General features: G+C 39.5%; 23 protein-coding genes. 22 read left to right on the top strand and 1 reads right to left on the bottom strand.

Translation table 11 applies throughout. From position 1 onward, the window contains the following. The first annotated feature begins 97 nt into the window (after positions 1-97). From A2G56_RS04635 to A2G56_RS04620, 4 genes are all read left to right on the top strand, one after another. Entirely contained in the window at positions 98-748 is a 651-nt protein-coding gene (locus A2G56_RS04635) for a YutD family protein (RefSeq protein ID WP_082785105.1), read from the top strand. A 12-nt stretch (positions 749-760) separates the two neighbouring features. Further along, entirely contained in the window at positions 761-1,285 is a 525-nt protein-coding gene (locus A2G56_RS04630; protein ID WP_082785104.1) for a VanZ family protein, read from the top strand. Between the two features lie 265 nt (positions 1,286-1,550). Beyond that, the gene (locus A2G56_RS04625) at positions 1,551-3,341 is read left to right on the top strand and encodes an ABC transporter ATP-binding protein (RefSeq protein ID WP_062709729.1); all 1,791 of its coding nucleotides are present in this window, start codon (positions 1,551-1,553) and stop codon (positions 3,339-3,341) included. Then, entirely contained in the window at positions 3,331-5,076 is a 1,746-nt protein-coding gene (locus tag A2G56_RS04620) for an ABC transporter ATP-binding protein (RefSeq protein ID WP_062709726.1), read from the top strand. Before A2G56_RS04625 ends, A2G56_RS04620 begins: the two co-directional genes overlap by 11 nt. Here A2G56_RS04620 and A2G56_RS04615 read toward each other — a convergent pair. After that, the gene (locus A2G56_RS04615; RefSeq protein ID WP_062709722.1) at positions 5,050-5,703 is read right to left on the bottom strand and encodes a prepilin peptidase; all 654 of its coding nucleotides are present in this window, start codon (positions 5,701-5,703) and stop codon (positions 5,050-5,052) included. The genes A2G56_RS04620 and A2G56_RS04615 overlap by 27 nt on opposite strands. A gap of 94 nt (positions 5,704-5,797) precedes the next feature. On the opposite strand from A2G56_RS04615, the gene A2G56_RS04610 reads away from it, so the two are divergent. From A2G56_RS04610 to ileS, 18 genes are all read left to right on the top strand, one after another. Continuing rightward, positions 5,798-6,259 carry a Dps family protein gene (locus tag A2G56_RS04610; RefSeq protein WP_062709719.1) on the top strand — a complete coding sequence of 154 codons (462 nt, stop codon included), beginning with the start codon at positions 5,798-5,800 and terminating at the stop codon, positions 6,257-6,259. Between the two features lie 868 nt (positions 6,260-7,127). Next, the gene (locus tag A2G56_RS04605; RefSeq protein ID WP_062709717.1) at positions 7,128-7,340 is read left to right on the top strand and encodes a YqgQ family protein; all 213 of its coding nucleotides are present in this window, start codon (positions 7,128-7,130) and stop codon (positions 7,338-7,340) included. After that, entirely contained in the window at positions 7,333-8,298 is a 966-nt protein-coding gene (locus A2G56_RS04600) for an ROK family glucokinase (RefSeq protein WP_062709715.1), read from the top strand. The genes A2G56_RS04605 and A2G56_RS04600 overlap by 8 nt, the downstream gene beginning before the upstream one ends. Positions 8,299-8,317: 19 nt before the next feature. Further along, complete coding sequence (locus A2G56_RS04595) at positions 8,318-8,692, top strand: rhodanese-like domain-containing protein (protein WP_062709712.1); 375 nt, start codon at positions 8,318-8,320, stop codon at positions 8,690-8,692. Between the two features lie 124 nt (positions 8,693-8,816). Further along, a complete protein-coding gene (gene asnA / locus A2G56_RS04590) occupies positions 8,817-9,809 on the top strand; it encodes an aspartate--ammonia ligase (protein ID WP_062709709.1) in 993 nt (330 codons plus the stop codon). A gap of 160 nt (positions 9,810-9,969) precedes the next feature. Next, positions 9,970-11,811: a translational GTPase TypA gene (gene typA, locus A2G56_RS04585; RefSeq protein ID WP_062709706.1), complete on the top strand. Its 1,842-nt coding sequence runs from the start codon at positions 9,970-9,972 to the stop codon at positions 11,809-11,811. Positions 11,812-11,848: 37 nt separating this feature from the next. Further along, positions 11,849-12,124 carry a DUF3165 family protein gene (locus A2G56_RS04580; protein WP_062709701.1) on the top strand — a complete coding sequence of 92 codons (276 nt, stop codon included), beginning with the start codon at positions 11,849-11,851 and terminating at the stop codon, positions 12,122-12,124. Positions 12,125-12,304: 180 nt separating this feature from the next. Further along, positions 12,305-13,669 (top strand): UDP-N-acetylmuramoyl-L-alanine--D-glutamate ligase, encoded by a 1,365-nt coding sequence (gene murD / locus A2G56_RS04575; protein WP_062709696.1) that lies wholly within the window; start codon positions 12,305-12,307, stop codon positions 13,667-13,669. Further along, positions 13,662-14,738 (top strand): UDP-N-acetylglucosamine--N-acetylmuramyl-(pentapeptide) pyrophosphoryl-undecaprenol N-acetylglucosamine transferase, encoded by a 1,077-nt coding sequence (locus A2G56_RS04570; protein ID WP_062709693.1) that lies wholly within the window; start codon positions 13,662-13,664, stop codon positions 14,736-14,738. Before murD ends, A2G56_RS04570 begins: the two co-directional genes overlap by 8 nt. 4 nt (positions 14,739-14,742) lie before the next feature. Then, a complete protein-coding gene (locus A2G56_RS04565; RefSeq protein WP_062709690.1) occupies positions 14,743-15,837 on the top strand; it encodes a cell division protein FtsQ/DivIB in 1,095 nt (364 codons plus the stop codon). Between the two features lie 155 nt (positions 15,838-15,992). After that, on the top strand, positions 15,993-17,363 hold the full coding sequence (gene ftsA / locus A2G56_RS04560) for a cell division protein FtsA (RefSeq protein ID WP_062709687.1): 1,371 nt from the start codon (positions 15,993-15,995) through the stop codon (positions 17,361-17,363). 18 nt (positions 17,364-17,381) lie between these two features. Further along, the gene (gene ftsZ / locus A2G56_RS04555; RefSeq protein WP_062709683.1) at positions 17,382-18,704 is read left to right on the top strand and encodes a cell division protein FtsZ; all 1,323 of its coding nucleotides are present in this window, start codon (positions 17,382-17,384) and stop codon (positions 18,702-18,704) included. Positions 18,705-18,710: 6 nt separating this feature from the next. After that, the gene (locus tag A2G56_RS04550; protein ID WP_062709680.1) at positions 18,711-19,379 is read left to right on the top strand and encodes a YggS family pyridoxal phosphate-dependent enzyme; all 669 of its coding nucleotides are present in this window, start codon (positions 18,711-18,713) and stop codon (positions 19,377-19,379) included. Positions 19,380-19,388: 9 nt separating this feature from the next. Further along, positions 19,389-19,991 carry a cell division protein SepF gene (locus tag A2G56_RS04545; RefSeq protein ID WP_062709677.1) on the top strand — a complete coding sequence of 201 codons (603 nt, stop codon included), beginning with the start codon at positions 19,389-19,391 and terminating at the stop codon, positions 19,989-19,991. A 1-nt stretch (position 19,992) separates the two neighbouring features. Beyond that, a complete protein-coding gene (locus A2G56_RS04540) occupies positions 19,993-20,250 on the top strand; it encodes a YggT family protein (protein WP_062709673.1) in 258 nt (85 codons plus the stop codon). Then, a complete protein-coding gene (locus tag A2G56_RS04535; protein ID WP_062709670.1) occupies positions 20,250-21,044 on the top strand; it encodes a YlmH family RNA-binding protein in 795 nt (264 codons plus the stop codon). The genes A2G56_RS04540 and A2G56_RS04535 overlap by 1 nt, the downstream gene beginning before the upstream one ends. 11 nt (positions 21,045-21,055) lie before the next feature. Next, a complete protein-coding gene (locus A2G56_RS04530; protein WP_062709667.1) occupies positions 21,056-21,967 on the top strand; it encodes a DivIVA domain-containing protein in 912 nt (303 codons plus the stop codon). A 274-nt stretch (positions 21,968-22,241) separates the two neighbouring features. Further along, positions 22,242-25,040: an isoleucine--tRNA ligase gene (gene ileS, locus A2G56_RS04525; protein ID WP_062709665.1), complete on the top strand. Its 2,799-nt coding sequence runs from the start codon at positions 22,242-22,244 to the stop codon at positions 25,038-25,040. Positions 25,041-25,124 lie beyond the last annotated feature (84 nt).

Below are 25,124 nucleotides of genomic sequence, written 5' to 3'. Positions count from 1 at the left end.
GGCTAAATAGTGTATAATAGAAAGGATTACATCAACAGAGAAATAGCTAAAAAGGTTTACAAAAACCAATTTGGCTGATAACAAGAAAGGATTTGCCTTGCGAAAAGAAGTGTTACCAGAACAATTCAATTATAATAAATTTCCAGGACCTAGTTTTCTTCATTTTGGGGATATGGTCAAGAGTGAAGATGGCGCTATTCATTTTAAGCTGGTTCAAAATAATAAGGATGCCTTTAACTCAGAAACTTTTGGGCAACGTTTCTCAGAGATTCTTTTAAAATATGATTACCTTGTCGGTGATTGGGCGAGTGATCAGTTACGGATTAAAGGTTTTTTTAGAGATAATCATAATGTCCGAAGATCTAGTCGATTATCTAGAATTGATGATTATCTGAAAGAATACTGTGCCTTTGGGTGCGCTTATTTCATTTTGGAGAATGAGCAACCTGTGGAAATAGCTTTTGAAGAAGAAAAAGTTTCTAAGCGAAAACGTAGTCGTAAACGCAAATCAACTAAAGTCACAACGACTAACCCTACTTCCCAAAAAGAGACCGAGAAATCTCGAAAAGTAACATCATCTAAAAATAACTCTAAACGATCAGAACTTTCCAATGACAATGAGCATTTTTCAAGTCGAAAACGTCGACCAAAAACGCAAAGTCAAAAGCAAAAAAGAGACAATCCTGCTAAAGCTTCTGACAAAGCAGGTGGACAACATCAGCATTTTACTATCCGCAAGAAAAGTTAGGGTGATAGAACAGTGTTAGGAAATGTGTTTAACGAAAAAGCTCAATTGCATAAAAACTATCGTAAGCCTGTTTTTCTGGCATTGGTGCTTTACGCAGGGTTAATTGGCGTTATGTGTTTTGGGCCTCAATCATCAATATCTGGCGTTACCACCCCTAATATCATTTATCTTGGTCGCCTGAGATTACTCCTTGTTCCCTTTAACTCTTTTGTAACTTTTAATGAGTTGGAAACACTGCGAGAAAAAGTTTGGGTTGTCGGGCAAAATGTAGCCAATATTTTTTTACTCTATCCTTTGGGGATTTGTGTTCATCTGCTTTGGAACAGATGGTCAACCCCACAAAAATCTCTCCTGTTGGGATTTGGGATGAGTATCTTTATTGAAACGACCCAGCTTGTTTTAGACCTGTTATTTGATGTCAATCGCGTTTTTGAAGTGGATGATTTGTGGACAAATGCCTTGGGAGTATTTTTAGCCTATCTTACCGTCAAGTGGGTAAAGCGAAAATGGTTGTCAAGCAAGTATCCTATAGATTGATTTGCTAACATTTAATGACTAAAAAGGCTATAATGATGGTAAAAGGAGCCTTCCTTCTCACTAAGCCCCTACACTCGAGAGAAGGTGTGATCGTTATCAAAAGGATTTGTGCTACTTTTGTCTGCTGTTGTTGAGTAAACCGTGAAGTACTTGTCGAAAGATTCCTTAAATAGAATCAAATCTAACGTAAAGATGGGAAGTGGACATATGCTCGACATTATTGAGCTCAATCCACTCCCTTTTCCTATGGACGAAAAGGAGAGTTATGAATAATACAGAGAAAAAAGATAGACCAAAGAATATTTTGGTTAGGTTAGGATGGTTTTTTAAGCTTGAGAAAAAAGCCTATCTGATTGGAATTACTTCCTTGATGTTGGTTTCAGTGCTCAACTTAATTCCCCCAATGATTATGGGGAGGGTCATTGATAATATTACAACGCAGAGCTTAGAAGAAACGGTACTTTTGTGGAATCTCTTTCTATTAGTTTTAGCAGCGGTGGGTATGTATGCTTTACGATATGTTTGGCGCATGTACATTTTAGGGACTTCCTACCGACTAGGACAAATTATGCGATCACGTCTTTTTGAGCATTTCACACGCATGTCACCTTCTTTTTACCAAAAATACCGGACAGGTGACTTGATGGCTCATGCGACCAATGATATCAATGCTTTGACACGTTTAGCAGGTGGTGGCGTTATGTCTGCTGTTGACGCCTCTGTTACAGCAGCAGTGACTCTTCTCACCATGTTTTTAAGTATTTCATGGCAAATGACCATAGTGGCGATCATCCCCCTACCATTCATGGCTTATGCCACTAGTCGACTTGGCCGAAAAACGCATAAAGCTTTTGGGCAATCCCAAGCAGCTTTCTCAGAACTCAATAACAAGGTTCAAGAAAGTGTTTCAGGAATCAAAGTAACCAAGTCTTTTGGTTATCAAGCTGAAGAGTTAGCGTCATTCCAAGAGACTAATGAAATGACTTTTAAAAAGAACATGTACACTAAAAAATACGATGTTCTCTTTGATCCACTAGTTCTTTTGTTTATTGGAGCCTCCTACACCCTTACTTTGGTCATGGGTTCTGTTATGGTATCGAAAGGACAGGTTACGGTTGGTAATTTGGTGACCTTTATTACTTACCTTGATATGTTGGTATGGCCTTTGATGGCGATTGGTTTTTTGTTTAATATGGTACAACGTGGGACAGTGTCTTACGATCGTATCGAACATCTCTTGAATCAACAATCAGATGTTCAAAACCCAGAAAATCCTCTGCCTAGTATCCAGAACGGGGATATTACCTTTGATATCAATCATTTTGATTATGACGATGCTTCTTATACAACCTTAGAAGATATTCATTTCACTTTGAAAAAAGGCCAAACCTTAGGCTTAGTTGGTCAGACGGGCTCAGGTAAAACAACCCTCATCAAGTTACTTCTGCGAGAGCATGACGTGACAGAAGGTCGGATTATCTTGGATGGAAATAATATCAAGGATTATCACTTAGCTGATCTGCGTCGATTGACAGGGTACGTTCCCCAAGATCAAATGTTATTTGCAACAAGTATTATCAATAATGTCCGCTTTGGGGATATCAAATTAGGCATTGATAGAGTAGAGCGTGCCACACAACTATCACATGTTTACGACGATATTAAGGCCATGCCAGAAGGCTTTGATACTCTAATTGGAGAAAAAGGGGTATCGCTTTCAGGCGGTCAAAGACAGCGTATTGCCATGAGTCGTGCGATGATTTTGGATCCTGAGATTTTGATTTTAGATGATTCGCTATCAGCAGTGGATGCTCGAACAGAACACAGCATTATCGAAAATCTGAAAGCCAGTCGTCAGGATAAGACAACTATTATTTCTGCGCATCGTCTCTCAGCAGTCGTACATGCAGATCTTATCTTGGTAATGCAAGATGGGCATATCATTGAGCGAGGAAACCATGAAGAACTCTTGGCACAAAAGGGTTGGTATGCAAGAACTTATGAATCCCAGCAATTAGCTGAAGCAGTAGAAGAGGAGGTGGGGTATGACATCTAAAGGTCAACAATGGCAAGTTTTTAAACGATTAATCGGCTATTTGAAGCCTTATAAATTATGGACAATCTTAGCCCTAGTCTTACTATTACTAACGTCAGTGGTTAAGAGCTTGATCCCTTTAGTTGCCTCGCATTTTATTGACCAGTACCTTTCCAATGTAACAGGTGTTGCTGTTATGGTTTTGGTTGGTTATTATGGTATGTATCTTTTGCAGACGCTTATTCAGTATTTGGGGAACTATTTCTTTGCGCGGGTATCATATAGTATTGTACGCGATATTCGTCGCGATGCTTTTTCTAACATGGAAAGATTAGGCATGTCTTATTTTGATCAGACACCAGCAGGTACTATTGTGTCTCGTATCACCAATGATACTGAAGCTGTCAGCGAGATGTTCTCAGGAATCCTATCTAGCTTTATTTCTGCCATTTTCATTTTTACAGTAACGCTTTACACCATGCTAACGCTGGATGTGCGTTTAACAGGATTTGTTGTTCTCTTTTTACCTCTTATCTTTATTTTGGTAAATCTTTACCGCAAGCGTTCGGTGGTCATTATTGCTAAAACACGTGCCTTTTTGAGCGACATTAATTCCAAGTTATCTGAAAGCATCGAAGGGATCCGCATCATCCAGGCTTTTGGTCAAGAAGTGCGCTTGCAAGAAGAATTCGATGCTATCAACGACCAGCATTTTGAGTATTCAAGGCGGTCAATGTCGCTAGATAGTCTCTTCTTGCGCCCAGCGATGAGTCTTTTAAAACTTTTGGCCTACGCTGTTTTGATGGCTTACTTCGGCTACCGAGGGAATGAACTTGGTATTACAGCAGGTATGATGTATGCCTTTATACAATATATCAATCGTCTCTTTGATCCGCTGATCGAAGTGACACAAAATTTCTCGGTCCTACAGACTTCCATGGTATCTGCTAGTCGTGTTTTCGAACTCATTGATGAGAATGGCTATGAACCTAAGCAGAATGCACAGGATATTCAGATGATTGACGGAAATATTGAATTTAAGAATGTTTCTTTCTCATACGATGGGAAACATCAGATTCTCAAGGATATTTCCTTTAAAGTGAACAAGGGGGAAACCATTGCCTTTGTTGGTCCGACTGGTTCTGGCAAATCGTCAATTATTAACGTTTTCATGCGTTTTTATGAGTTTCAATCCGGTCAAGTGTTAGTTGATGGCATTGACATTCGTAATTACCCCGCTCATGAGTTAAGAAATAATGTTGGTCTCGTTTTACAGGATCCTTTCTTATACCATGGGGATATTAAATCCAATATTGCTATGTATAAGGATCTAACAGACGAAGAAATCAAAGCGGCGGCAGAGTTTGTAGATGCGGACCACTTTATTCAAAAACTACCAGACCAATACGACCACGCCGTTGCTGAACGCGGCTCTGGCTTTTCAACAGGTCAACGCCAACTTCTGGCATTTGCAAGAACAGTTGCCGCCCAACCTAAAGTGCTAATCTTAGATGAGGCCACTGCCAATATTGACTCTGAAACTGAAATTTTAGTGCAACATTCTCTTGAGAAGATGCGACAAGGTCGAACAACCATTGCTATCGCTCACCGTTTATCAACTATCCAAGATGCAGATTGCATCTATGTTTTAGACAAAGGTCGTATCATTGAAAGTGGTCGTCACGAAGAACTCCTTGCTCTTGGAGGGACCTACCAGAAAATGTATCAATTACAAGCTGGTGTAATGGAAGACTAACACAATCATATAAGACAAACTGAGGTAGGGAACAAATGCTAGTTCTCTATCTTTTTTAGTCATCAATATCAAAATCCCTAAAAGTGAGGCTATTTGAATAATCCATAAAATAGCTTGAAAAGACATTGTTAAAGAGAGTAGAGCAAGGTAGAGAAAATCACCGCTACCCATTTTAATATCTTGGATATCTGCCAAAATCCCTAGAAGGATAAAAACGGTTGTGACAGGCTGCCAATGGTTTGTGACTGCCATAGGAAGAAAAACCATTAACCAGATGATGAAAGGAAAGGAATGTGATTTGAGATCGTAAAGAGATAAACAGATGCTGGTCGCCAATAACATAGCTTGACTAGCAGTTAGGATTTGCCAAAAAAGCAATAAGGCCAGTAGACCGTAGCTTGTTTCGATAACCGCATAATGGATAGGTAGCCTTGTCTGACAATAGCGACAGCGACTCTTGCTTAGCAGTTGAGAGAGGATAGGAAGGAGATCATACCACTTTAGGCGGGTATGGCAAGAAAAGCAGTGACTGGAAGGCGAGATAATGGATTGTTCAGGAAAACGGTCAAGGACCAGTCCAATAAAAGAACCGAGTGTAGCACCGATAAAAAAGATTAAGATAGTCATACTTTATTATTCGAAAATAAAAACAGTTATTTGCTTGACTTTTATTTAGAATGATTCTAAAATAGAGTTAGAACTAATAAAGGAGGCCTTTTAGATGGTATACGAAAAAACACAAGCAGTTCTTAATCAAGCCGTTGCAGATCTTTCAAAAGCAGCATCAATTGTTCACCAAACACACTGGTACATGCGCGGACCTGGCTTTTTCCATTTACATCCTAAAATGGATGAGTTGATGGATGACTTGAATGACATTCTTGATATTATGAGCGAGCGCTTAATCACTATTGGTGGTGCCCCATACTCTACGTTGAAAGAATTTGATGACCATTCTAAATTAACTGAAGAAGTGGGATCTTACGATAAATCTATGGCAGAACGTTTAGAGAAGTTAGCTGATGTTTATTCTTATCTTTCAGACCTCTTCCAAGAAGGTTTAGATGCCAGTGACAAAGAAGGAGACGATCCATCAAATGGCATTTTTTCAGATGCTCAGGATACTGTTCAAAAAACATTATGGATGTTACAAGCAGAACTTGGTCGTCCTACTGGATTATAAGAAGGAGCGAGCGCTCTTAGGAGAGGTTTCTTACTAAGTAGACAATAATATCATCACGCTTTAAGACAGAGCCTTGTTCCTCGATTTCAGAGGTGTAAGCTTGTTATGGTTTTCTTGATCTCTTGATGATTGTATGCTCGTGTGAAATAAGAATAGAACAAAACTACCTCAAGAAAGGTATAACCAAATGGTCGTACTTTTCTGAGGTAGTTTTTCTATCGTTTGTCTAGTGCCGCAAGGGATTTTTTTAGAAAAAAGTTTAATGTCGCTTCCCTGAGAGGATAGTATCAGCTGTTTTTTCAAAAAAAGTATGCAAAATCAACAGTTTACTTTCTATTTTAAAATAAAGCTTTATGAGGTAATACATGATCTGAATGAGACGATGCAGGGCGGCAATCCTATGTGACTTAGTTGAAGTTACTTGCGATCGTCGTTTTCGTTTTTAGTGTGAGCATACGTTTTCTTGATGGTATTAAACTTAGGCGAATAGGGAGAAAGAGTTGGCAGTTCATGGCCTTGCTTTTCATGTTGCAAGTGTATGGTTTGTCTTTCATTTGGCTGCAATACTCAATCACAATCAGACTGGGCGACACTGATGTGGAATAGACCCAAAGTTTATCAAATCGATCTAACTAGATCTGATTTGATTGTCGAAAGGTACAACGATGGATAAGGCATCACTCCCTAACAGACAGCGTTGTTTGACTAATTTTAGACAGGTAAACACATGCCTTATGGCTGAAGTGAATACATTCTTCTCGTTGTTCGTTTAAAGGAGAGTTAATTAGTAGCCATTTTTTGGCGAACGAAAGTGCAAACGATTGCAAAAAAGCTTGAAAAAAATGCTTAATTTTGCTAAAATTTTTCTATGAAAACTCTTTACGATGTTCAACAATTACTTAAACAATTTGGGATATATGTTTATGTCGGCAAGCGTCTTTTTGATATCGAACTCATGAAATTAGAATTGGCTAGACTCCATGATAATGGTCTGATTGCACGCGACCAATATTTGCAAGCTGAGTTGGTTTTAAGGCGAGAGCACCGTTTAGAACTAGAAAAGGAAGCGAAAAATGAGTAAAAAATTATTAGGTATTGACCTTGGTGGCACAACGATCAAATTTGGCATTTTGACAGAAGCGGGAGAAGTCCAAGAAAAATGGGCGATTGAAACTAATGTTCTTGAAGATGGCAAACACATCGTCCCAGATATTGTGGCTTCAATCAAGCACCGTTTGGACCTGTATGGACTAACGAGTGAGGATTTTGTGGGTATTGGCATGGGATCACCTGGTGCAGTTGATCGTGATAAAAAAACGGTTACAGGAGCCTTTAACCTTAACTGGAAGGAAACTCAAGAAGTGGGTTCTATTATCGAAAAAGAAACCGGTATTGCTTTTGCCATTGATAATGATGCTAACGTTGCTGCTCTTGGGGAACGTTGGGTAGGTGCTGGTGCTAACCATCCAGATGTGGTTTTCGTGACACTAGGAACTGGCGTCGGTGGTGGCGTTATTGCTGATGGAAATCTTATCCATGGTGTCGCTGGTGCTGGTGGTGAGATTGGTCACATGGTTGTTGAGCCTGATACTGGTTTTGAGTGTACTTGCGGCACTATCGGCTGCCTTGAAACGGTTGCTTCAGCTACCGGTGTGGTTCGTGTGGCTCGCCGTTTAGCAGAAGGCTATGAGGGTGACTCACCTATTAAGGCAGCTATTGATAATGGTGAGAATGTGTCAAGTAAAGATATTTTTGAAGAAGCTCAAAAAGGTGATAACTTTGCCAATAGTGTTGTTGATAAAGTCTGCTTCTATCTTGGTCTAGCAGCTGCTAATATTGCCAACCTTTTGAATCCTGATTCAATCGTTATTGGTGGAGGTGTTTCTGCAGCTGGTGAATTCCTACGTAGCCGTGTCGAAGCTAACTTTAAGAAGTACACTTTCCCTCAAGTCCGTCAGTCAACGCAAATTAAATTGGCTGAGTTGGGAAATGATGCTGGAATTATTGGAGCAGCAAGCTTAGCAAGAACTGAGAACTAAGGAAGAGGTTGTGTAAATAATGTTTTGGATTATTTTAATTGCCGTCAGCCTAGTGATTCTTGCTTATTCTGCTTGGAATTATTTCCGTTTGAAAAAAGCAGCAACTTTTGTGGATAATGCAGAATTTGCGCAGCTTATGCGAGTTGGTCAGCTGATTGATATTCGTGAACCTAGTCGCTTCCATCAAAAACACATTCTGGGAGCACGTAACTTTCCTTTTCAACAATTTGAAGCATCACTTGGAGCCTTGACTAAAGAAAAACCGGTTCTCATCTATGACGACAACCGTGGTGCTTTGATTCCTAGAGTAGCCAATATACTTAAAAAAGCAGGGTTCGAGCGAGTTTATGTATTGGAAAATGGCTTTGATGGCTGGGATGGTAAGGTAAAATAATAAAGTATTTTCGGAAAAAGAGCTGCATGATTAGCTCTTTTTTTGTTAAATGTCAAAATTCTGATGATATTTTTCGTGAAAAGTAGTACAATACTCTCATTATCAAAAAAGTAAGGAGAATGGTATGCAGAAAAGTTTCATTCATCAACAAGAAGAGATTTCTTTTGTCAAAAATACATTTACGCAGTATCTGAAGGATAAACTTGATGTTGTTGAAGTACAAGGTCCGATTTTAAGCCGTGTGGGAGACGGCATGCAGGATAATTTATCCGGTATTGAAAATGCGGTTCGTGTTAACGTGAAATTGATTCCTGACGATGAGTATGAAGTTGTCCATTCTCTTGCTAAATGGAAACGTCACACACTGGCTCGCTTTAACTTTGGTGAAGGTGAGGGGCTTTTTGTCCATATGAAGGCTCTTCGACCAGACGAAGATTCCCTTGACCCTACCCATTCTGTGTTTGTGGATCAATGGGATTGGGAAAAGGTTATTCCCAGTGGACAGCGGAATTTAGCTTATTTGAAAGAAACCGTTGAGCAGATTTATAAGGCTATTCGATTGACAGAGTTGGCTGTCGAAGCCCGTTATGACATTGAGTCCATTCTTCCTAAAAAGATCACTTTTGTCCACTCTGAAGACTTGGTCAAAGAGTATCCTTTTATGACTCCAAAAGAACGTGAAAATGCTATTACTAAGAAACACCGTGCTGTCTTTTTGATTGGGATTGGCGGAGAACTCAGTGATGGTCAACCTCATGATGGGCGTGCGCCAGACTACGATGACTGGACATCAGCGTCTGAAGGAAATTACAAAGGTTTAAATGGGGACATTCTGGTCTGGAATGATCAACTCGGAGCAGCTTTTGAATTGTCTTCTATGGGCATTCGTGTTGACCAAGAAGCCCTTCAAAAACAAGTGGCCATTACAGGTGATGAAGAACGTCTGCAATACGATTGGCACCAATCACTACTCAATGGTGATTTCCCATTGACTATTGGAGGGGGTATCGGTCAGTCTCGCTTGGTAATGTTTTTACTTCGTAAACAACATATCGGTGAAGTTCAATCAAGCGTTTGGCCGACAGATGTTCGTAATGCTTTTGAACATATTTTGTAAATGAAAACTCAAAACTCTGTAAGGTCATGTAACTTATGGAGTTTTTTCGAGGACATTATCATAAATAGAAGTGAAAACATTTACACTTGACTTGATTCAGCTTTTTAAACATTTTTGTGATATACTTGTACAGTTAATAAAACACATTATAGAGGAAAACATGACAAATTTAAGAACAGATATCCGCAACGTTGCCATTATAGCCCACGTTGACCATGGTAAAACCACCCTTGTTGATGAGCTTTTGAAGCAATCACACACACTAGATGCTCGTAAAGAGCTTGAAGAGCGTGCAATGGATTCCAATGATATTGAGAAGGAACGTGGGATTACCATTTTAGCTAAAAATACAGCGGTTGCTTACAAAGAGACGCGTATTAATATTATGGATACTCCTGGACACGCGGACTTTGGCGGCGAAGTGGAACGTATCATGAAAATGGTTGACGGAGTCGTTCTAGTTGTCGATGCTTACGAAGGTACTATGCCTCAGACACGATTTGTGTTGAAAAAAGCTCTTGAGCAAGACCTCATTCCAATCGTTGTTGTTAATAAAATCGACAAACCATCGGCTCGACCAGCAGAAGTTGTTGATGAAGTTCTTGAACTGTTCATTGAACTAGGTGCAGATGATGATCAATTGGACTTCCCAGTGGTTTACGCTTCAGCTATTAATGGAACCTCGTCGATGTCTGATAATCCTGCTGATCAAGAAGCTTCAATGGCGCCAATCTTTGATACGATTATCGAACATATTCCAGCTCCGGTTGATAACTCAGATGAGCCACTTCAATTCCAAGTATCTCTTCTTGATTACAACGATTTTGTCGGTCGTATCGGTATTGGGCGTGTCTTTCGTGGGACTGTAAGAGTTGGTGACCAAGTTACCCTCTCAAAACTTGATGGTTCAACTAAAAACTTCCGTGTTACGAAACTATTTGGATTTTTCGGTCTCGAACGCCGTGAAATTCAAGAAGCTAAAGCAGGTGATTTGATTGCTGTTTCAGGTATGGAAGATATCTTCGTCGGTGAAACAGTCACACCGCAAGATGCCATTGAGCCCCTTCCAATCCTTCGAATTGATGAGCCGACCCTTCAAATGACTTTCTTGGCTAATAATTCACCGTTTGCCGGCCGCGAAGGTAAACATGTGACATCGCGTAAAGTGGAAGAACGTTTATTGGCTGAACTTCAGACAGACGTGTCGCTTCGTGTTGAAGCAACTGACTCACCAGATAAATGGATCGTATCAGGTCGTGGTGAATTGCATTTGTCTATTCTTATCGAAACCATGCGTCGTGAAGGTTACGAACTCCAAGTATCAAAACCTGAAGTTATTATCAAAGAAATTGATGGTGTTCAATGCGAACCATTTGAACGTGTTCAAATTGACACACCAGAAGAATACCAAGGTGCCATCATCCAAGCTTTGTCAGAACGTAAAGGTGATATGCTTGATATGACGATGGTTGGTAATGGACAAACGCGTCTGATTTTCTTAATTCCCGCTCGTGGTTTGATTGGATTTTCAACAGAATTCCTTTCAATGACACGTGGTTACGGTATCATGAATCATACCTTTGACCAATACCTACCATTGATTCCAGGCGAAATCGGTGGACGCCACCGTGGTGCTCTTGTTTCCATTGACGCTGGTAAAGCAACGACTTACTCAATCATGCGTATTGAAGAACGCGGTACTATCTTTGTCAATCCAGGAACTGAAGTCTACGAAGGAATGATCATCGGGGAAAATGCTCGCGAAAATGATCTTGGCGTTAACATCACAACTGCTAAACAAATGACCAATGTCCGTTCGGCAACAAAAGATCAAACGTCTGTTATCAAAACACCACGTATTTTGACTCTTGAAGAATCTATCGAGTTCTTGGATTACGATGAGTACATGGAAGTTACGCCAGAATCGATTCGTTTGCGTAAACAAATTTTGAACAAGGCTGCGCGTGACAAAGCTAACAAAAAGAAAAAGTCAGCTGAATAAGAATCAGTGATTGAAAGGTAAGATAGTAAGGAGGAACATGTTTTATTTATTAGTATTACTTGCCATAGTTCTTTACTATTTCTTCATGGCTCCCAAAACTATTCGCAGCACCATTAATTCTATTGGGTTTATGATTGTGATGGCTCTGTTACTTATCTTAGCAGGCATGAGCTTCATGAAGCTTATTAGGTCTCCAGGTGAAGTTTACATCATAGCCATCATGCTTGTTTTTGGTTTTTTAGCGATTAGAGATGTGGTCCGCTTGTCTTCTAGACCATTTCAGATTCGCCTACCTTTCAAAAAAGAAAAATAAGAGAAAGCGCCTAACCTATGTTGGGTGTTTCTTTTTTGCTGAGCGATCCGAGAAAACTAGTCTTCTTGAAAAATGCCTTGATAAAGGGTAAAATAAGACAATAGTATTGAATGAAAAAAGGAAATAGACAGTTGTGATAAATGCAGTAACTATCAACAGACTGACAGGTTTTATAATAATATGAAAACTATCTCAAATTTTGAAAATAAAAAAGTTCTCGTTTTAGGTCTAGCTAGGTCTGGCCAAGCAGCAGCTAGACTTTTAGCAAAATTAGGTGCCATTGTGACTGTTAACGATGGAAAACCATTTGATGAAAACCCTTCTGCACAAGCCTTACTAGAAGAGGGAATCAAGGTTGTTTGCGGAAGTCATCCTTTGGAACTACTGGATGAAGACTTCGCCTTGATGGTTAAAAATCCTGGAATCCCCTACACTAATCCAATGGTTGTTAAGGCCAGTGAGAAACAAATCCCAATTTGGACAGAGATAGAGTTAGCTAGCCTTGTTTCTGATGCTCCCATCGTTGGGATAACTGGTTCAAATGGTAAGACAACTACAACAACCATGATTGCTGAGGTGTTTAACCATGCTGGTCAATCAGGTCTTTTAGCTGGTAATATCGGTTTTCCAGCATCAGAAGTGGTAGTGGAGGCCAGTGCCAATGATACCTTGATTATGGAATTATCTTCTTTTCAGTTGATGGGGGTAAATTCTTTTAAACCGCATATCGCTGTCATTACTAATCTTGAACCAACGCATTTGGATTACCATGGTACTTTTGAAGACTATGTGGCTGCTAAATGGAATATCCAAAATCATATGACGGCTTCTGATTATATTGTTCTTAATGCCAACCAAAGCATTACAGATCAGTTAGCGAAACAAACAAAGGCTACTGTCATCCCTTTTTCAACAATTGAAGAGGTTGATGGGGCTTATCTCAAAGAAGGTCAGTTATTTTATCAAGGCGAGCTGGTCATGGCAGCTAAAGACCTTGGTGTACCAGGAGAACATAATATTGAAAATGCTCTAGCCACAATTGCAGTTGCAAAGTTGTCAGATATTTCAAATCACGTTATCCAAGAAACCCTTTCAACTTTTGGGGGTGTGAAACACCGCTTGCAAGATGCCGGCTCAGTTAGAGGGGTTTCTTTCTTCAATGATTCCAAATCGACTAACATTTTGGCAACGCAAAAGGCCTTGTCAGGTTTTGATAATAAAGATTTGATTTTGATAGCAGGTGGTTTAGATCGTGGGAATGGTTTTGAGGAACTTTCGTCTCATATCACTAATCTAAAAGCAATGGTTGTTCTTGGCGAAACAGCAGATAAGCTAGCTGAAATAGCAAAAGCAGCCAATGTTCCGGTAGAATATGCTAAAGACGTTGCCGATGCGACAAGAAAAGCTTACGAGTTGGCTGAGGCTGGTGACACTGTATTGCTAAGCCCTGCTAATGCTAGCTGGGATATGTATAAGAATTTTGAAGTTCGTGGAGATGAATTTTTGTTAACAGTTGACTCCTTGAAAGGGGCTACTTATGAGTAAACACAAAATTGTTTTAACAGGTGGCGGTACAGTGGGGCATGTCACGCTTAATTTATTGTTGATTCCTAAATTAATCCAAGATGGATGGGAAATTCATTATCTTGGAGACAAACATGGGATTGAATACGAGGAAATCCAACGTTTGGATGAGGAAGTAACATTTCATGCTATTGCAACTGGAAAATTAAGACGCTATTTCTCCTGGCAAAACTTATGGGATGTTTTTAAAGTTGGCTTTGGTGTCCTACAATCTCTCGTTACTATTGTCAAAATAAGGCCAGAAGCCCTCTTTTCCAAAGGTGGGTTTGTCTCTGTGCCACCAGTTATTGCTGCTAAATTGCTAGGGGTTCCTGTTTTTATTCATGAATCTGATTTATCAATGGGGCTAGCAAATAAAATTGCTTACAAGTTTGCGACAAAAATGTATACCACTTTTGAACAGGATGCTGCTTTAACAAAAGCAGAACATATTGGTGCCATCACTAAGGTTGAACCTTATTCGGTTCAATATGATCAGATGGTTGAAGATATCAAGGAGCAGTTTGATGATTCTAAAAAGACGCTTCTTTTTGTTGGCGGATCAGCTGGTGCCAAAGTATTTAATGATTTTATCACTGAGCACTTAGCTGAATTAACAACACACTACAATATCATCAATATCTCTGGAGATTCTGACTTAAATAGCTTAGACAAAAATGTATACCGTGTCGATTACGTTACAGATTTATACCAACCACTGATGAATTTAGCTGATTTAGTCGTTACTCGAGGAGGCTCAAATACGATATTTGAACTAGTAGCTCTTCAGAAATTGCATTTAATTATTCCACTTGGAAAAGAAGCCAGTCGTGGCGATCAATTAGAAAATGCTGCTTATTTTCAAAAGAGAGGTTACGCCCTTCAGCTCGCAGAAGAAGAATTGAGTTTGGAGAGTTTAAACCAGAAAATCCAAGAGTTACTGGAGCATGCTTCTAACTTTGAAGAAGCTATGAAAAATAGTCAAGAGTTGACATCTCAACAAGCCTTCTATCATGAATTGACAGAATCTATCAAGAAGGCAAAGGGATAAAAAGATGACAAAAGATAAGGAAACAACTAAAGATTCTGAAACAAAAGAGCCGGTTTTAACCGAGTGGCAAAAACGCAATCAAGAATTTTTAAAGAAAAAAGAGCAAGATAAAGCTGAGCAGGAAGAAGCTGAAAAGCGCCTCCAAGAGCTTAGGCGTTCTCAATTTTTAGGGGATAAATCAGAGGAAAAAGAGCAAGAACCCAAATCTAAAAAACGCAAGAAACGAAAAGAAAAGAAGAAAAAAGAACCTAAACCCAAAAAAGTTAGACAAAAAAATCCACATCTTAATCGCTTCATCACAGTGGTTTTGTTAGGAATCATTGTGCTATTGTTCTCGAGCTTTATGATTAGTCCCTTGAGTACAACAAAAAATGTCACTGTCTCTGGACATCGCTTTACGAATACGGCTGCTATTATGAAAGCCTCTGGTATTCGAAAAGATGATTATTTAACCAGTGTCTTTGTAAACCGGCACCAGATCGAAAAAGCGATTGTAAAAAAAGACCCTTGGGTTAAGAGGGCTAAGATGACCTTTGAATTGCCAAATCATTTTAACATTAAGGTCACAGAAGATCGGATTATAGCATATCGTCAGGAAAAGGATTCCTATTACCCCATTTTATCAAGTGGTATAGTAGTCAAAGAAAACGTTCAAAAATTACCAGCGACGTATTTGAATGTTAATCTAGATACTCAAAAAGAGGTTAAAGAATTCATCGAGGCGAGAAATACTTTGTCTAAAAGAATTCGGCGAAATATTCAATCCGTTTCAAAGGAAGCTTCCAAATCAACAGATGATTTGGTAAAGTTAACGATGTACGATGGCAATACAGTTATTGTGCCACTTTCTAAGATTAAAGAACGCATGCCCTACTATTCTCAAATAAGCACTAAACTAGAAGTGCCAAGTGTTATTGACATGGAAGTTGGCATTTATGTTACAAATGAAACGGCAGATACCTCTGAAGAAGCGCCGAGTCAAGCGTCAAGTGAGACACCAACAGAGAATGCTAATGCTGAAGAAAATCCTCCAACACCATCTGAGAATCGAGAAGTTGAAGAGGCTCCAGAACAAGAAGCTGAAACCGCGGTGCAATAATGGTTGAAAACTGATTTTACTTGTTTACATTTCTATAACAAAAAGCACAAAATCTATTCATTTTGTGCTTTTTTATGATATAATATGCTTTGAATAATTCCGCCCTTGTGTGGTTTTTAGAATAGTAAGTAATGGAAAGAATGAGAGGTTGGGTAATGGCAAGAAACGGCTTTTTTACGGGCTTAGACATTGGTACTAGCTCGATTAAAGTACTCGTTGCAGAATACATTGATGGTGAAATGAATGTCATCGGTGTTAGCAATGTTAAAAGCTCCGGTGTGAAAGATGGTATTATCGTTGACATCGATGCAGCAGCAAAAGAAATTAAATTAGCAATTGAACAAGCAGAAGAAAAATCAGGAATTTCAATCGAAAAAATAAATGTTGGTTTGCCAGCAAATCTTTTGCAAATTGAACCTACACAAGGAATGATTCCTGTTACTAGCGAGTCAAAAGAAATAAAAGACGAAGATGTTGAAAGTGTTGTAAAATCGGCATTAACTAAAAGCATCACCCCAGAACGTGAGGTGATTTCTTTAGTTCCTGAGGAGTTCATAGTTGATAGTTTCCAAGGCATCCGCGATCCGCGTGGGATGATGGGGATTCGCCTTGAGATGCGTGGCCTTCTTTACACAGGTCCAACCACAATCTTGCATAATCTTCGTAAAACGGTTGAGCGTGCAGGCATTACAGTTGAAAATATCATCATTTCTCCATTGGCAATGACCAAGTCAGTTCTTAATGAAGGAGAACGCGAATTTGGTGCGACTGTCATTGATATGGGTGGTGGTCAAACGACTGTTGCTTCAATGCGAGCTCAGGAACTTCAATACACCAACATCTATCCAGAGGGTGGAGAATACGTCACTAAAGACATTTCAAAAGTCTTAAAAACGTCGCTACAAATTGCAGAAGCCTTGAAGTTTAATTTTGGTAATGCCAATGTTAAAGAAGCAAGCGCAACAGATAGTGTTCAAGTTGAAGTTGTGGGAAGCGATACACCGGTTGATGTTACCGAAAAATATCTTGCAGAGATTATCTCAGCTCGCATAAAGCATGTCTTAGAGCGGGTAAAGCAAGATTTGGAACGTGGTCGCTTGCTTGAACTTCCTGGTGGAATTGTCATCGTTGGAGGTGGCGCAATTCTTCCTGGTGTCGTTGAGATAGCACAAGAAGTGTTTGGAACTAAAGTAAAACTTTTTGTGCCACATCAAGTTGGTATCCGTAACCCGATGTTTGCGAATGTCATTGGTTTGGTTGAGTACGTTGGCACGTTAACTGATGTCGATATTATCGCTCAGTTAGCAGTTACGGGAGAAGAAATCCTTCGCCGTAAACCTATTGATATTGGTCCAAATGATACGATACCAAAACAAATACAACAACCTATTCAAAATGATTTTTCGTTGAATGAACCAGATCATTTTGATCAAGATGAGAACATCCAAGAAGCGCCTAAGCCACGCGAACCTAAACAAAATATTGGAGATAGAGTTCGAGGAATCTTCGGCAGTATGTTTGATTAAAAAAAGTGAGGAATTAAAATGCCATTTTCATTTGATACAGCGTCTATGCAAGGTGCCATCATCAAAGTTATCGGAGTCGGTGGCGGCGGAGGCAATGCCATCAACCGTATGATTGATGAAGGACTTGCTGGCGTAGAATTTATTGCAGCAAATACTGATATTCAAGCACTAAGCTCATCTAAAGCGGAGACTGTTATCCAGTTGGGTCCAAAATTAACACGTGGACTTGGTGCTGGAGGACAGCCTGAAGTTGGACGCAAAGCCGCTGAGGAAAGTGAAGAAGTTCTTACAGAAGCACTTACTGGAGCAGATATGGTCTTTATAACTGCCGGAATGGGTGGTGGATCAGGTACTGGTGCAGCACCTGTCATTGCACGTATTGCAAAAAGTTTAGGTGCTTTGACCGTTGCAGTAGTCACTCGTCCTTTCGGTTTTGAAGGAAACAAACGTGGAAACTTTGCGATTGAAGGTATTCAAGAATTGCGTGAGCAGGTAGACACCCTTCTTATTATTTCAAACAACAACTTGCTTGAAATTGTTGATAAGAAAACGCCACTTCTTGAAGCACTTAGTGAGGCTGACAATGTCCTTCGCCAAGGTGTGCAAGGGATTACCGACTTGATTACAAGTCCAGGTCTGATTAACCTTGACTTTGCTGATGTGAAAACAGTTATGGCCAATAAAGGAAATGCCCTCATGGGGATCGGTATTGGTTCAGGTGAAGAGCGTATTGTTGAGGCAGCTCGTAAAGCAATCTACTCACCATTACTTGAAACCACAATCGATGGTGCAGAAGATGTTATTGTTAACGTGACAGGTGGCCTTGATATGACTCTTACTGAAGCTGAAGAAGCGTCAGAAATTGTTGGGCAAGCAGCTGGTAACGGTGTTAATATTTGGCTTGGTACCTCTATTGATGATACGCTTAAAGATGAAATTCGTGTAACGGTTGTTGCAACGGGTGTTCGCCAAGATCGTACAGAACAAGTGACAGGAATGCGCTCAACACCACGTACGTTTAATAATCAAACGTCAGCACAGTCAGCATCCTCTCAATATGATAATCAACGTGCTGAAGAACCAGCTCCATCGTTTGATCGTCGTCAAATGAACTTTGATATGGCACAAAATGTTGACATGCCGTCTTCTCCACGAACATCTCAAACTGATTTTAATCAACCTAACCAAAATTCTGCTTTTGGCAACTGGGACCTTCGTCGTGATAACATCGCTCGCCCAACAGAAGGTGAGCTTGATGGCAAACTAAATATGTCAACCTTCTCAGGTGCTTCTGAAGAAGATGATGAATTGGATACACCGCCATTCTTTAAAAACCGATAAAATGCGATGGATTTAGCAAACAATAAAACAAAGATTTTCAGCAGTGTAGCAGATGCCATTGAGTCTTCCAATAACACTCAGGAAGTTAATGTTATTGCAGTAACAAAATATGTCGAAGCAGAAGTAGCTCATCAGTTGGTTGACACGGGTGTTAGACATATTGGTGAGAACCGTGTTGACAAATTTTTGGATAAATACCATGCGTTGGCAGATCAGTCAGTTACTTGGCATTTAATTGGTAGCCTTCAACGCCGAAAAGTTAAAGATGTGATTAATCTAGTGGATTATTTTCACGCCTTGGATTCAGTAAAATTGGCTAAGGAGATTAATAAGCGAGCAGATCATCCGATCAATTGTTTCCTTCAGGTTAATTTATCAGAAGAACCTAGTAAGCATGGTTTTCTAAAGAGTGAGATCGAACAAGCCTTACTGGAATTAGCAGAGTTACCTAATATTAATCTCGTTGGATTGATGACAATGGCTCCGCTAAAAGCGAGTCAGGCGGAATTAGACATTTTGTTTGAAGAAACTTACCAATTAAAAGAAGATATTAAAGCTAAAAATATAAAGAATATGCCGATGACAGACTTGAGCATGGGAATGAGTGGTGACTATCTCATCGCTATCAAACATGGTGCAACATTTGTTCGAATTGGTACAGCTTTCTTTCAATAGGAGAGACATATGGCATTTTTTAAAGATACGATTGAAAAAATAACTTTATACTTTGCTACAGATGAAGTTAGTGATGTAGAAGAGTTTGAGCAAGCATTGCCTCAACAAGAACAAAAACGAGGTTTATCCGCACAAACGAGTAATGTATCACAAGAACGACCATCGCAGGCAGCTAATCAATCAGCAGCTTCGATGCAAGGGCAAACACAAAAGCGCGGTCAAAGACAGGTGAATTCTGTCCCATCAGAACAAGCGCATCGCGACGGTGTTGCTCCCGCACAACAATATAGAAAAGAGCAAATGAGTAATTCATCCCAACCAACTATTGCCTTAAAATACCCACGTAAATACGAAGATGCAACAGAAATTGTTGATTTGCTAGCCGGTAATGAATGCGTTTTGATTGACTTTCAATACATGCTAGAAGCCCAAGCACGCCGTTGCTTAGACTTTGTTGATGGAGCTAGCCGTGTGTTATCAGGTAATCTTCAAAAAGTAGGTTCTTCAATGTATTTATTGACACCACAATTTGTTATTGTTGACATTGAAGAAATGACAATTCCAAATGCTGGTCAAGAGGTTAATTTTGACTACGATATGAAACGACGTTAATATGTTTTTAGTTTATATAATACTAGTTAGACTCGTACGAGTTTATTCGACACTTTTAGTAATCTATGCTTTACTCTCTTGGTTTCCAGGAGCCTATCAAACTAAGCTAGGACAAGTTTTAGTTGCAATTGTTGAGCCAACCTTGGCTCCGTTTCGACGCTTAAGACTTCAATTCGGTGGAATCGATTTTACCATTGTTGCCGTTTTCTTGGTACTTCAGTTATTACTTAGACTCTTTTCATACTTACTATTATTCTAATGGAAAAACCATCGAAACACTTATATCAACATTACGATGTTAGTGAACATGCCTTTATAGATAAAGTTCAAGATATAATTCATTCTGTTGAGAATACTTACAGCATGTATTTAACAGATTTTCTTGATCCTAGACAAGAAGTCATTGTTAATGAGCTGGTTTCTCAAACAACTTTGACATTTTACTCAAGTCGTGATATTCTTACCGAGGAGTATCATAGGGTCATTATTGCTCCAGATTATTATCAACTAAATGTCGATGATTTTGAAATAAGCCTGCTCAACATCCAATATGCTAAAAAGTTTAATCGCCTCAACCATTCGCAAATTATGGGTACATTGATTAATCAATTAGGCATTAAACGTTCCATTTTCGGTGATATTTTAGTTAATGGTGATGATGCACAAATATTTCTTGAAAAATCAATGGTTACTTATTTTGAAACAAATGTTAGCAAGATTGCTAAGGTCCCTGTTAAACTTCAAGAAGTTGACTTTAGTCAGAAGCTCGAATATCTTGAAGAAGGCCAAGAGCAGCTTTATCTTGTCGCGAGTTTAAGATTGGATAAAGTAATTGCAGCAGTTCATCAATTACCGAGACAAACCAGCCAAAAGCTGATTCAGTCCCAGAAAGTAAAAGTTAACCATAAATTAACGACGAGAACGACTGAAATAGTACTGGTTGATGATTTACTCAGTGTTCGAGGATATGGCAGGTGCCGTATCATTTCAGACAATGGTGTAACATCGAAAGGAAAACATAAATTAGTCGTCAAAAAAATTAGACAGAAATAGGGGAGGTTGTAATGGCTATTACAGCACTTGATATTAAAGATAAAACGTTTAAACTAAAATTCCGCGGATATAGCGAAGAAGAAGTTAATGAATTCTTAGACATCGTTGTTGATGACTATGAAAAACTAACCCGTGAAAATCGCGAGCAAGAAGCAAAAATCAAAATGCTTGAAGAAAAGTTAGCTTACTTTGACGAAATGAAAGAATCATTGAGTCAGTCAGTTATCTTGGCCCAAGAAACTGCTGATAAAGTAAAAGCATCTGCTCGTACAGAGTCTGATAACATTTTGACACACGCTAACAATCAAGCGACACTTCTTTTAGAAGAATCCAAACAAAAAGCGAGCGACATGCTTCGTGACGCCGCTGATGAGGCTAAACGCGTTGCTATTGAGACAGAAGATTTGAAACGTCAAACTCGTGTCTTCCATCAACGTCTATTGTCATCTGTTGAAAGCCATTTAGCATTAGTAAATTCACCTGAATGGGATGAATTATTACAACCTACTGCTTCCTATATTCAAAATTCAGATGTTGCCTTTAGGGAAGTTGTCGAGTCAGTGCTTGATGCTAATCATGAAGCGCCTCAAGTAGCTGATGCGGCAACTATCGATGCAACTCGTCAATTCTCGCCTGAAGAAATGGCAGAATTACAGCGTCGTGTTGAAGAAAGCAATCGTCAATTGGAAGAAACCATTGCAGGTCAAGATCCTTTATTGACAGATGATCTTTTATTTGAGACAAGTTCTTCTGAAGGTTTTAATTTTGAATCAGACTTAGCTGAAGAAGAATCTTTAAGTTTTGAAACGGAACCAGAATTCTTTGAGTCCGAGTCATATTCTGGTCATTCAACATACGCTAGCGATGAGTCAGAAGCAAGCTTAAATGAAACACAAACTTTTAAATTGAATTTCGAAGATTAAGAAAAACACGATTTTTTAAGTATATGCTAAGCGAACAGGAGAGGGTGTGAGTCCTGTCATCACTGCTTAAAAAATTATCATTTTCGATCTTTCTAGCTGAAGTCAGTAAGTTAGGAGGGGTGAGCTCCCTTATCGGCTCAAGAGGGAAAATATCACCATTTTTAGTGAGCCTTACGCTTTAACATTTGGTTTGAAATGGTATTTTCTGAATTAAGGTGGTACCACGAGCTTTCGTCCTTTTTGGATGAAAGCTTTTATTTTTAAGGAGTTTTATATGAAATTAAAAGATACATTGAATCTCGGTAAAACAGCATTCCCGATGCGTGCTGGTCTTCCCAATAAAGAACCACAATGGCAAGCAGCTTGGCAAGAGGCAGCCATTTATCAAAAACGTCAAGAATTGAATGAAGGAAAACCGTCATTCCACCTTCACGATGGTCCTCCCTATGCCAATGGTAATATTCATGTTGGACATGCTCTGAACAAAATTTCAAAAGATATCATTGTTCGTTCAAAATCAATGTCTGGTTTTTCAGCACCATATGTACCAGGTTGGGATACGCATGGCCTTCCAATTGAGCAAGTATTAGCCAAGCAAGGTGTTAAGCGTAAAGAAATGGATCTGGCTGAATACCTAGAAATGTGTCGCCAGTATGCTCTGTCTCAAGTTGATAAGCAACGTGAAGACTTTAAACGTCTCGGCGTTTCTGCCGATTGGGAAAATCCTTATATCACGCTTGATCCTCAATTTGAAGCAGATCAAATCCGGGTTTTTGGCGCGATGGCTGATAAGGGATATATCTACCGTGGTGCTAAGCCTGTTTACTGGTCTTGGTCTTCTGAATCTGCTCTGGCTGAAGCAGAAATTGAATATCATGATATTGAGTCGACATCACTCTACTATGCCAATAAAGTAAAAGATGGTAAGGGTATCCTTGACACAAATACTTATATCGTGGTGTGGACAACTACCCCATTTACCATTACAGCTTCACGCGGATTGACCGTTGGTGCTGATTTAGATTACCTATTGGTTAAAACGCCAAATGATGAGCGTAAATTTGTCGTAGCAGAAGCTCTTGTTGATACACTTGCTGCAAAATTTGAATGGGAATCATTTGAGGTTCTTGAGCGCCATAAAGGTTCTGATTTAGAGTATATTGTCACTGAACACCCATGGGATGAAGCTGTCGAAGAATTAGTTATCCTAGGTGATCATGTAACAACAGATTCTGGTACAGGTATCGTCCATACCGCACCATCATTTGGTGAGGATGACTACAATGTTGGGACGAAATATGACCTTGAAGTTTATGTGACAGTGAACGAACGTGGTCTTATGAATGAACTTGCTGGGCCTGATTTTGAAGGACAATTCTATGATAAGGTTGTCCCAACCGTTCTGGAAAAATTAGGTGATTTGCTACTTGCTAAAGAAGTTATTAGTCACTCCTATCCATTTGATTGGCGCACTAAAAAACCAATCATCTGGCGTGCAGTGCCGCAATGGTTTGCTTCAGTAGCGAAATTCCGCCAAGAAATCCTTGATGAAATTGAGAAAACAACCTTCCATCCGTCATGGGGAAAAACTCGTCTTTACAATATGATTCGTGACCGTGGCGATTGGGTTATCTCTCGTCAACGTTCATGGGGTGTCCCTCTTCCAATTTTCTATGCTGAAGATGGCACAGCAATCATGACTAAAGAAGTTACGGACCATGTTGCTGATTTGTTTGCGGAACACGGTTCTGTTATTTGGTGGCAACGTGAGGCTAAAGACCTTCTTCCTGAAGGCTTTACCCATCCAGGTTCTCCAAATGGTGAATTTACTAAGGAAACTGACATCATGGATGTTTGGTTTGACTCTGGTTCATCATGGAATGGTGTTATGAATGCTCGTGAGAATCTTTCTTACCCTGCTGATCTTTATCTTGAAGGGTCTGATCAATATCGTGGTTGGTTTAACTCGTCATTGATCACCTCTGTAGCTGTCAATGGACATGCGCCATATAAAGCTATCCTTTCACAAGGTTTCGTTCTAGATGGTAAAGGTGAGAAAATGTCTAAATCAAAAGGTAATATCATTTCACCAAATGATGTGGCTAAGCAATATGGTGCTGAAATTCTCCGTCTTTGGGTAGCATCTGTTGATACTGATAATGATGTTCGAGTATCTATGGACATTTTAGGTCAAGTTTCTGAGACTTACCGTAAAATCCGTAATACGCTTCGTTTCTTACTCGCTAATACACATGATTACAATCCTTCTACAGATGCGGTTGCTTATCAAGATTTAGGTGCAGTCGATAAATACATGACCATCAAATTTAACAAACTTGTTGAGACAATTAACAAAGCTTACGACAATTATGATTTCATGGCTATCTATAAAGCAGTTGTTAACTTTGTGACTATTGATTTATCTGCCTTTTATCTTGATTTTGCTAAAGATGTGGTATACATTGAAGCTGCGAATAGCCCAGAACGTCGTCGAATGCAAACTGTTTTCTATGATATCTTGGTAAAAATCACTAAGTTATTGACCCCAATCTTGCCTCATACGGCTGAAGAAATCTGGTCATACCTTGAACATGAAGAAGAAGACTTCGTTCAACTATCAGAGATGCCTGTGGCTCAAGCATTCGAAGGGCAAGAAGCTATTTTAGAAGAGTGGGATGCCTTCATGGAATTCCGCGCTCATGCTCAAAAAGCGCTTGAAGAAGCACGCAATGCTAAAGTTATTGGGAAATCACTAGAAGCTCATATGACAGTTTACGCCAGCAAAGAAGTGAGAAACTTACTAGATTCACTGGATAGCGATATCGCTCTTTTATTGATTGTCTCACAATTGACGATTGCTGATGAAGCTGATAAGCCAGTGGATGCTGTGGCTTTTGATGGTGTTGCTTTCAGTGTAGAGCGTGCAGAAGGAGAAGTTTGTGAGCGTTCTCGTCGGATTGATCCAACAACTCGTATGCGTCCATACGGAGTGATGGTCTGTGATGCTAGCGCAAAAGTCATCGAAGAAAACTTCCCAGAAGCAGTAGCAGAAGGATTCGAAGTTAAAGCTTAATATCAAGGAAATCAGTTTAGAACATCTGACAATGATAACTGGGTATGAAAGCTTAGGTCCGCTACTATATGTGGTGAAATGATT

Origin of the sequence: Streptococcus halotolerans (assembly GCF_001598035.1) — a bacterium.
GTDB classification, from domain to species: domain Bacteria; phylum Bacillota; class Bacilli; order Lactobacillales; family Streptococcaceae; genus Streptococcus; species Streptococcus halotolerans.
This window is presented reverse-complemented; position numbering and strand designations above follow the sequence as displayed.

Excerpts from the sequence above, each read along its gene's own strand:
- A2G56_RS04625 (WP_062709729.1), top strand. The coding sequence starts at position 1,551 with ATGAATAATACAGAGAAAAAAGATAGACCAAAGAATATTTTGGTTAGG.
- A2G56_RS04620 (WP_062709726.1), top strand. The coding sequence starts at position 3,331 with ATGACATCTAAAGGTCAACAATGGCAAGTTTTTAAACGATTAATCGGC.
- A2G56_RS04615 (WP_062709722.1), bottom strand. The coding sequence starts at position 5,703 with ATGACTATCTTAATCTTTTTTATCGGTGCTACACTCGGTTCTTTTATT.
- A2G56_RS04610 (WP_062709719.1), top strand. The coding sequence starts at position 5,798 with ATGGTATACGAAAAAACACAAGCAGTTCTTAATCAAGCCGTTGCAGAT.
- A2G56_RS04605 (WP_062709717.1), top strand. The coding sequence starts at position 7,128 with ATGAAAACTCTTTACGATGTTCAACAATTACTTAAACAATTTGGGATA.
- A2G56_RS04600 (WP_062709715.1), top strand. The coding sequence starts at position 7,333 with ATGAGTAAAAAATTATTAGGTATTGACCTTGGTGGCACAACGATCAAA.
- A2G56_RS04595 (WP_062709712.1), top strand. The coding sequence starts at position 8,318 with ATGTTTTGGATTATTTTAATTGCCGTCAGCCTAGTGATTCTTGCTTAT.
- asnA (WP_062709709.1), top strand. The coding sequence starts at position 8,817 with ATGCAGAAAAGTTTCATTCATCAACAAGAAGAGATTTCTTTTGTCAAA.
- typA (WP_062709706.1), top strand. The coding sequence starts at position 9,970 with ATGACAAATTTAAGAACAGATATCCGCAACGTTGCCATTATAGCCCAC.
- A2G56_RS04580 (WP_062709701.1), top strand. The coding sequence starts at position 11,849 with ATGTTTTATTTATTAGTATTACTTGCCATAGTTCTTTACTATTTCTTC.
- murD (WP_062709696.1), top strand. The coding sequence starts at position 12,305 with ATGAAAACTATCTCAAATTTTGAAAATAAAAAAGTTCTCGTTTTAGGT.
- A2G56_RS04570 (WP_062709693.1), top strand. The coding sequence starts at position 13,662 with ATGAGTAAACACAAAATTGTTTTAACAGGTGGCGGTACAGTGGGGCAT.
- A2G56_RS04565 (WP_062709690.1), top strand. The coding sequence starts at position 14,743 with ATGACAAAAGATAAGGAAACAACTAAAGATTCTGAAACAAAAGAGCCG.
- ftsA (WP_062709687.1), top strand. The coding sequence starts at position 15,993 with ATGGCAAGAAACGGCTTTTTTACGGGCTTAGACATTGGTACTAGCTCG.
- ftsZ (WP_062709683.1), top strand. The coding sequence starts at position 17,382 with ATGCCATTTTCATTTGATACAGCGTCTATGCAAGGTGCCATCATCAAA.
- A2G56_RS04550 (WP_062709680.1), top strand. The coding sequence starts at position 18,711 with ATGGATTTAGCAAACAATAAAACAAAGATTTTCAGCAGTGTAGCAGAT.
- A2G56_RS04545 (WP_062709677.1), top strand. The coding sequence starts at position 19,389 with ATGGCATTTTTTAAAGATACGATTGAAAAAATAACTTTATACTTTGCT.
- A2G56_RS04540 (WP_062709673.1), top strand. The coding sequence starts at position 19,993 with ATGTTTTTAGTTTATATAATACTAGTTAGACTCGTACGAGTTTATTCG.
- A2G56_RS04535 (WP_062709670.1), top strand. The coding sequence starts at position 20,250 with ATGGAAAAACCATCGAAACACTTATATCAACATTACGATGTTAGTGAA.
- A2G56_RS04530 (WP_062709667.1), top strand. The coding sequence starts at position 21,056 with ATGGCTATTACAGCACTTGATATTAAAGATAAAACGTTTAAACTAAAA.
- ileS (WP_062709665.1), top strand. The coding sequence starts at position 22,242 with ATGAAATTAAAAGATACATTGAATCTCGGTAAAACAGCATTCCCGATG.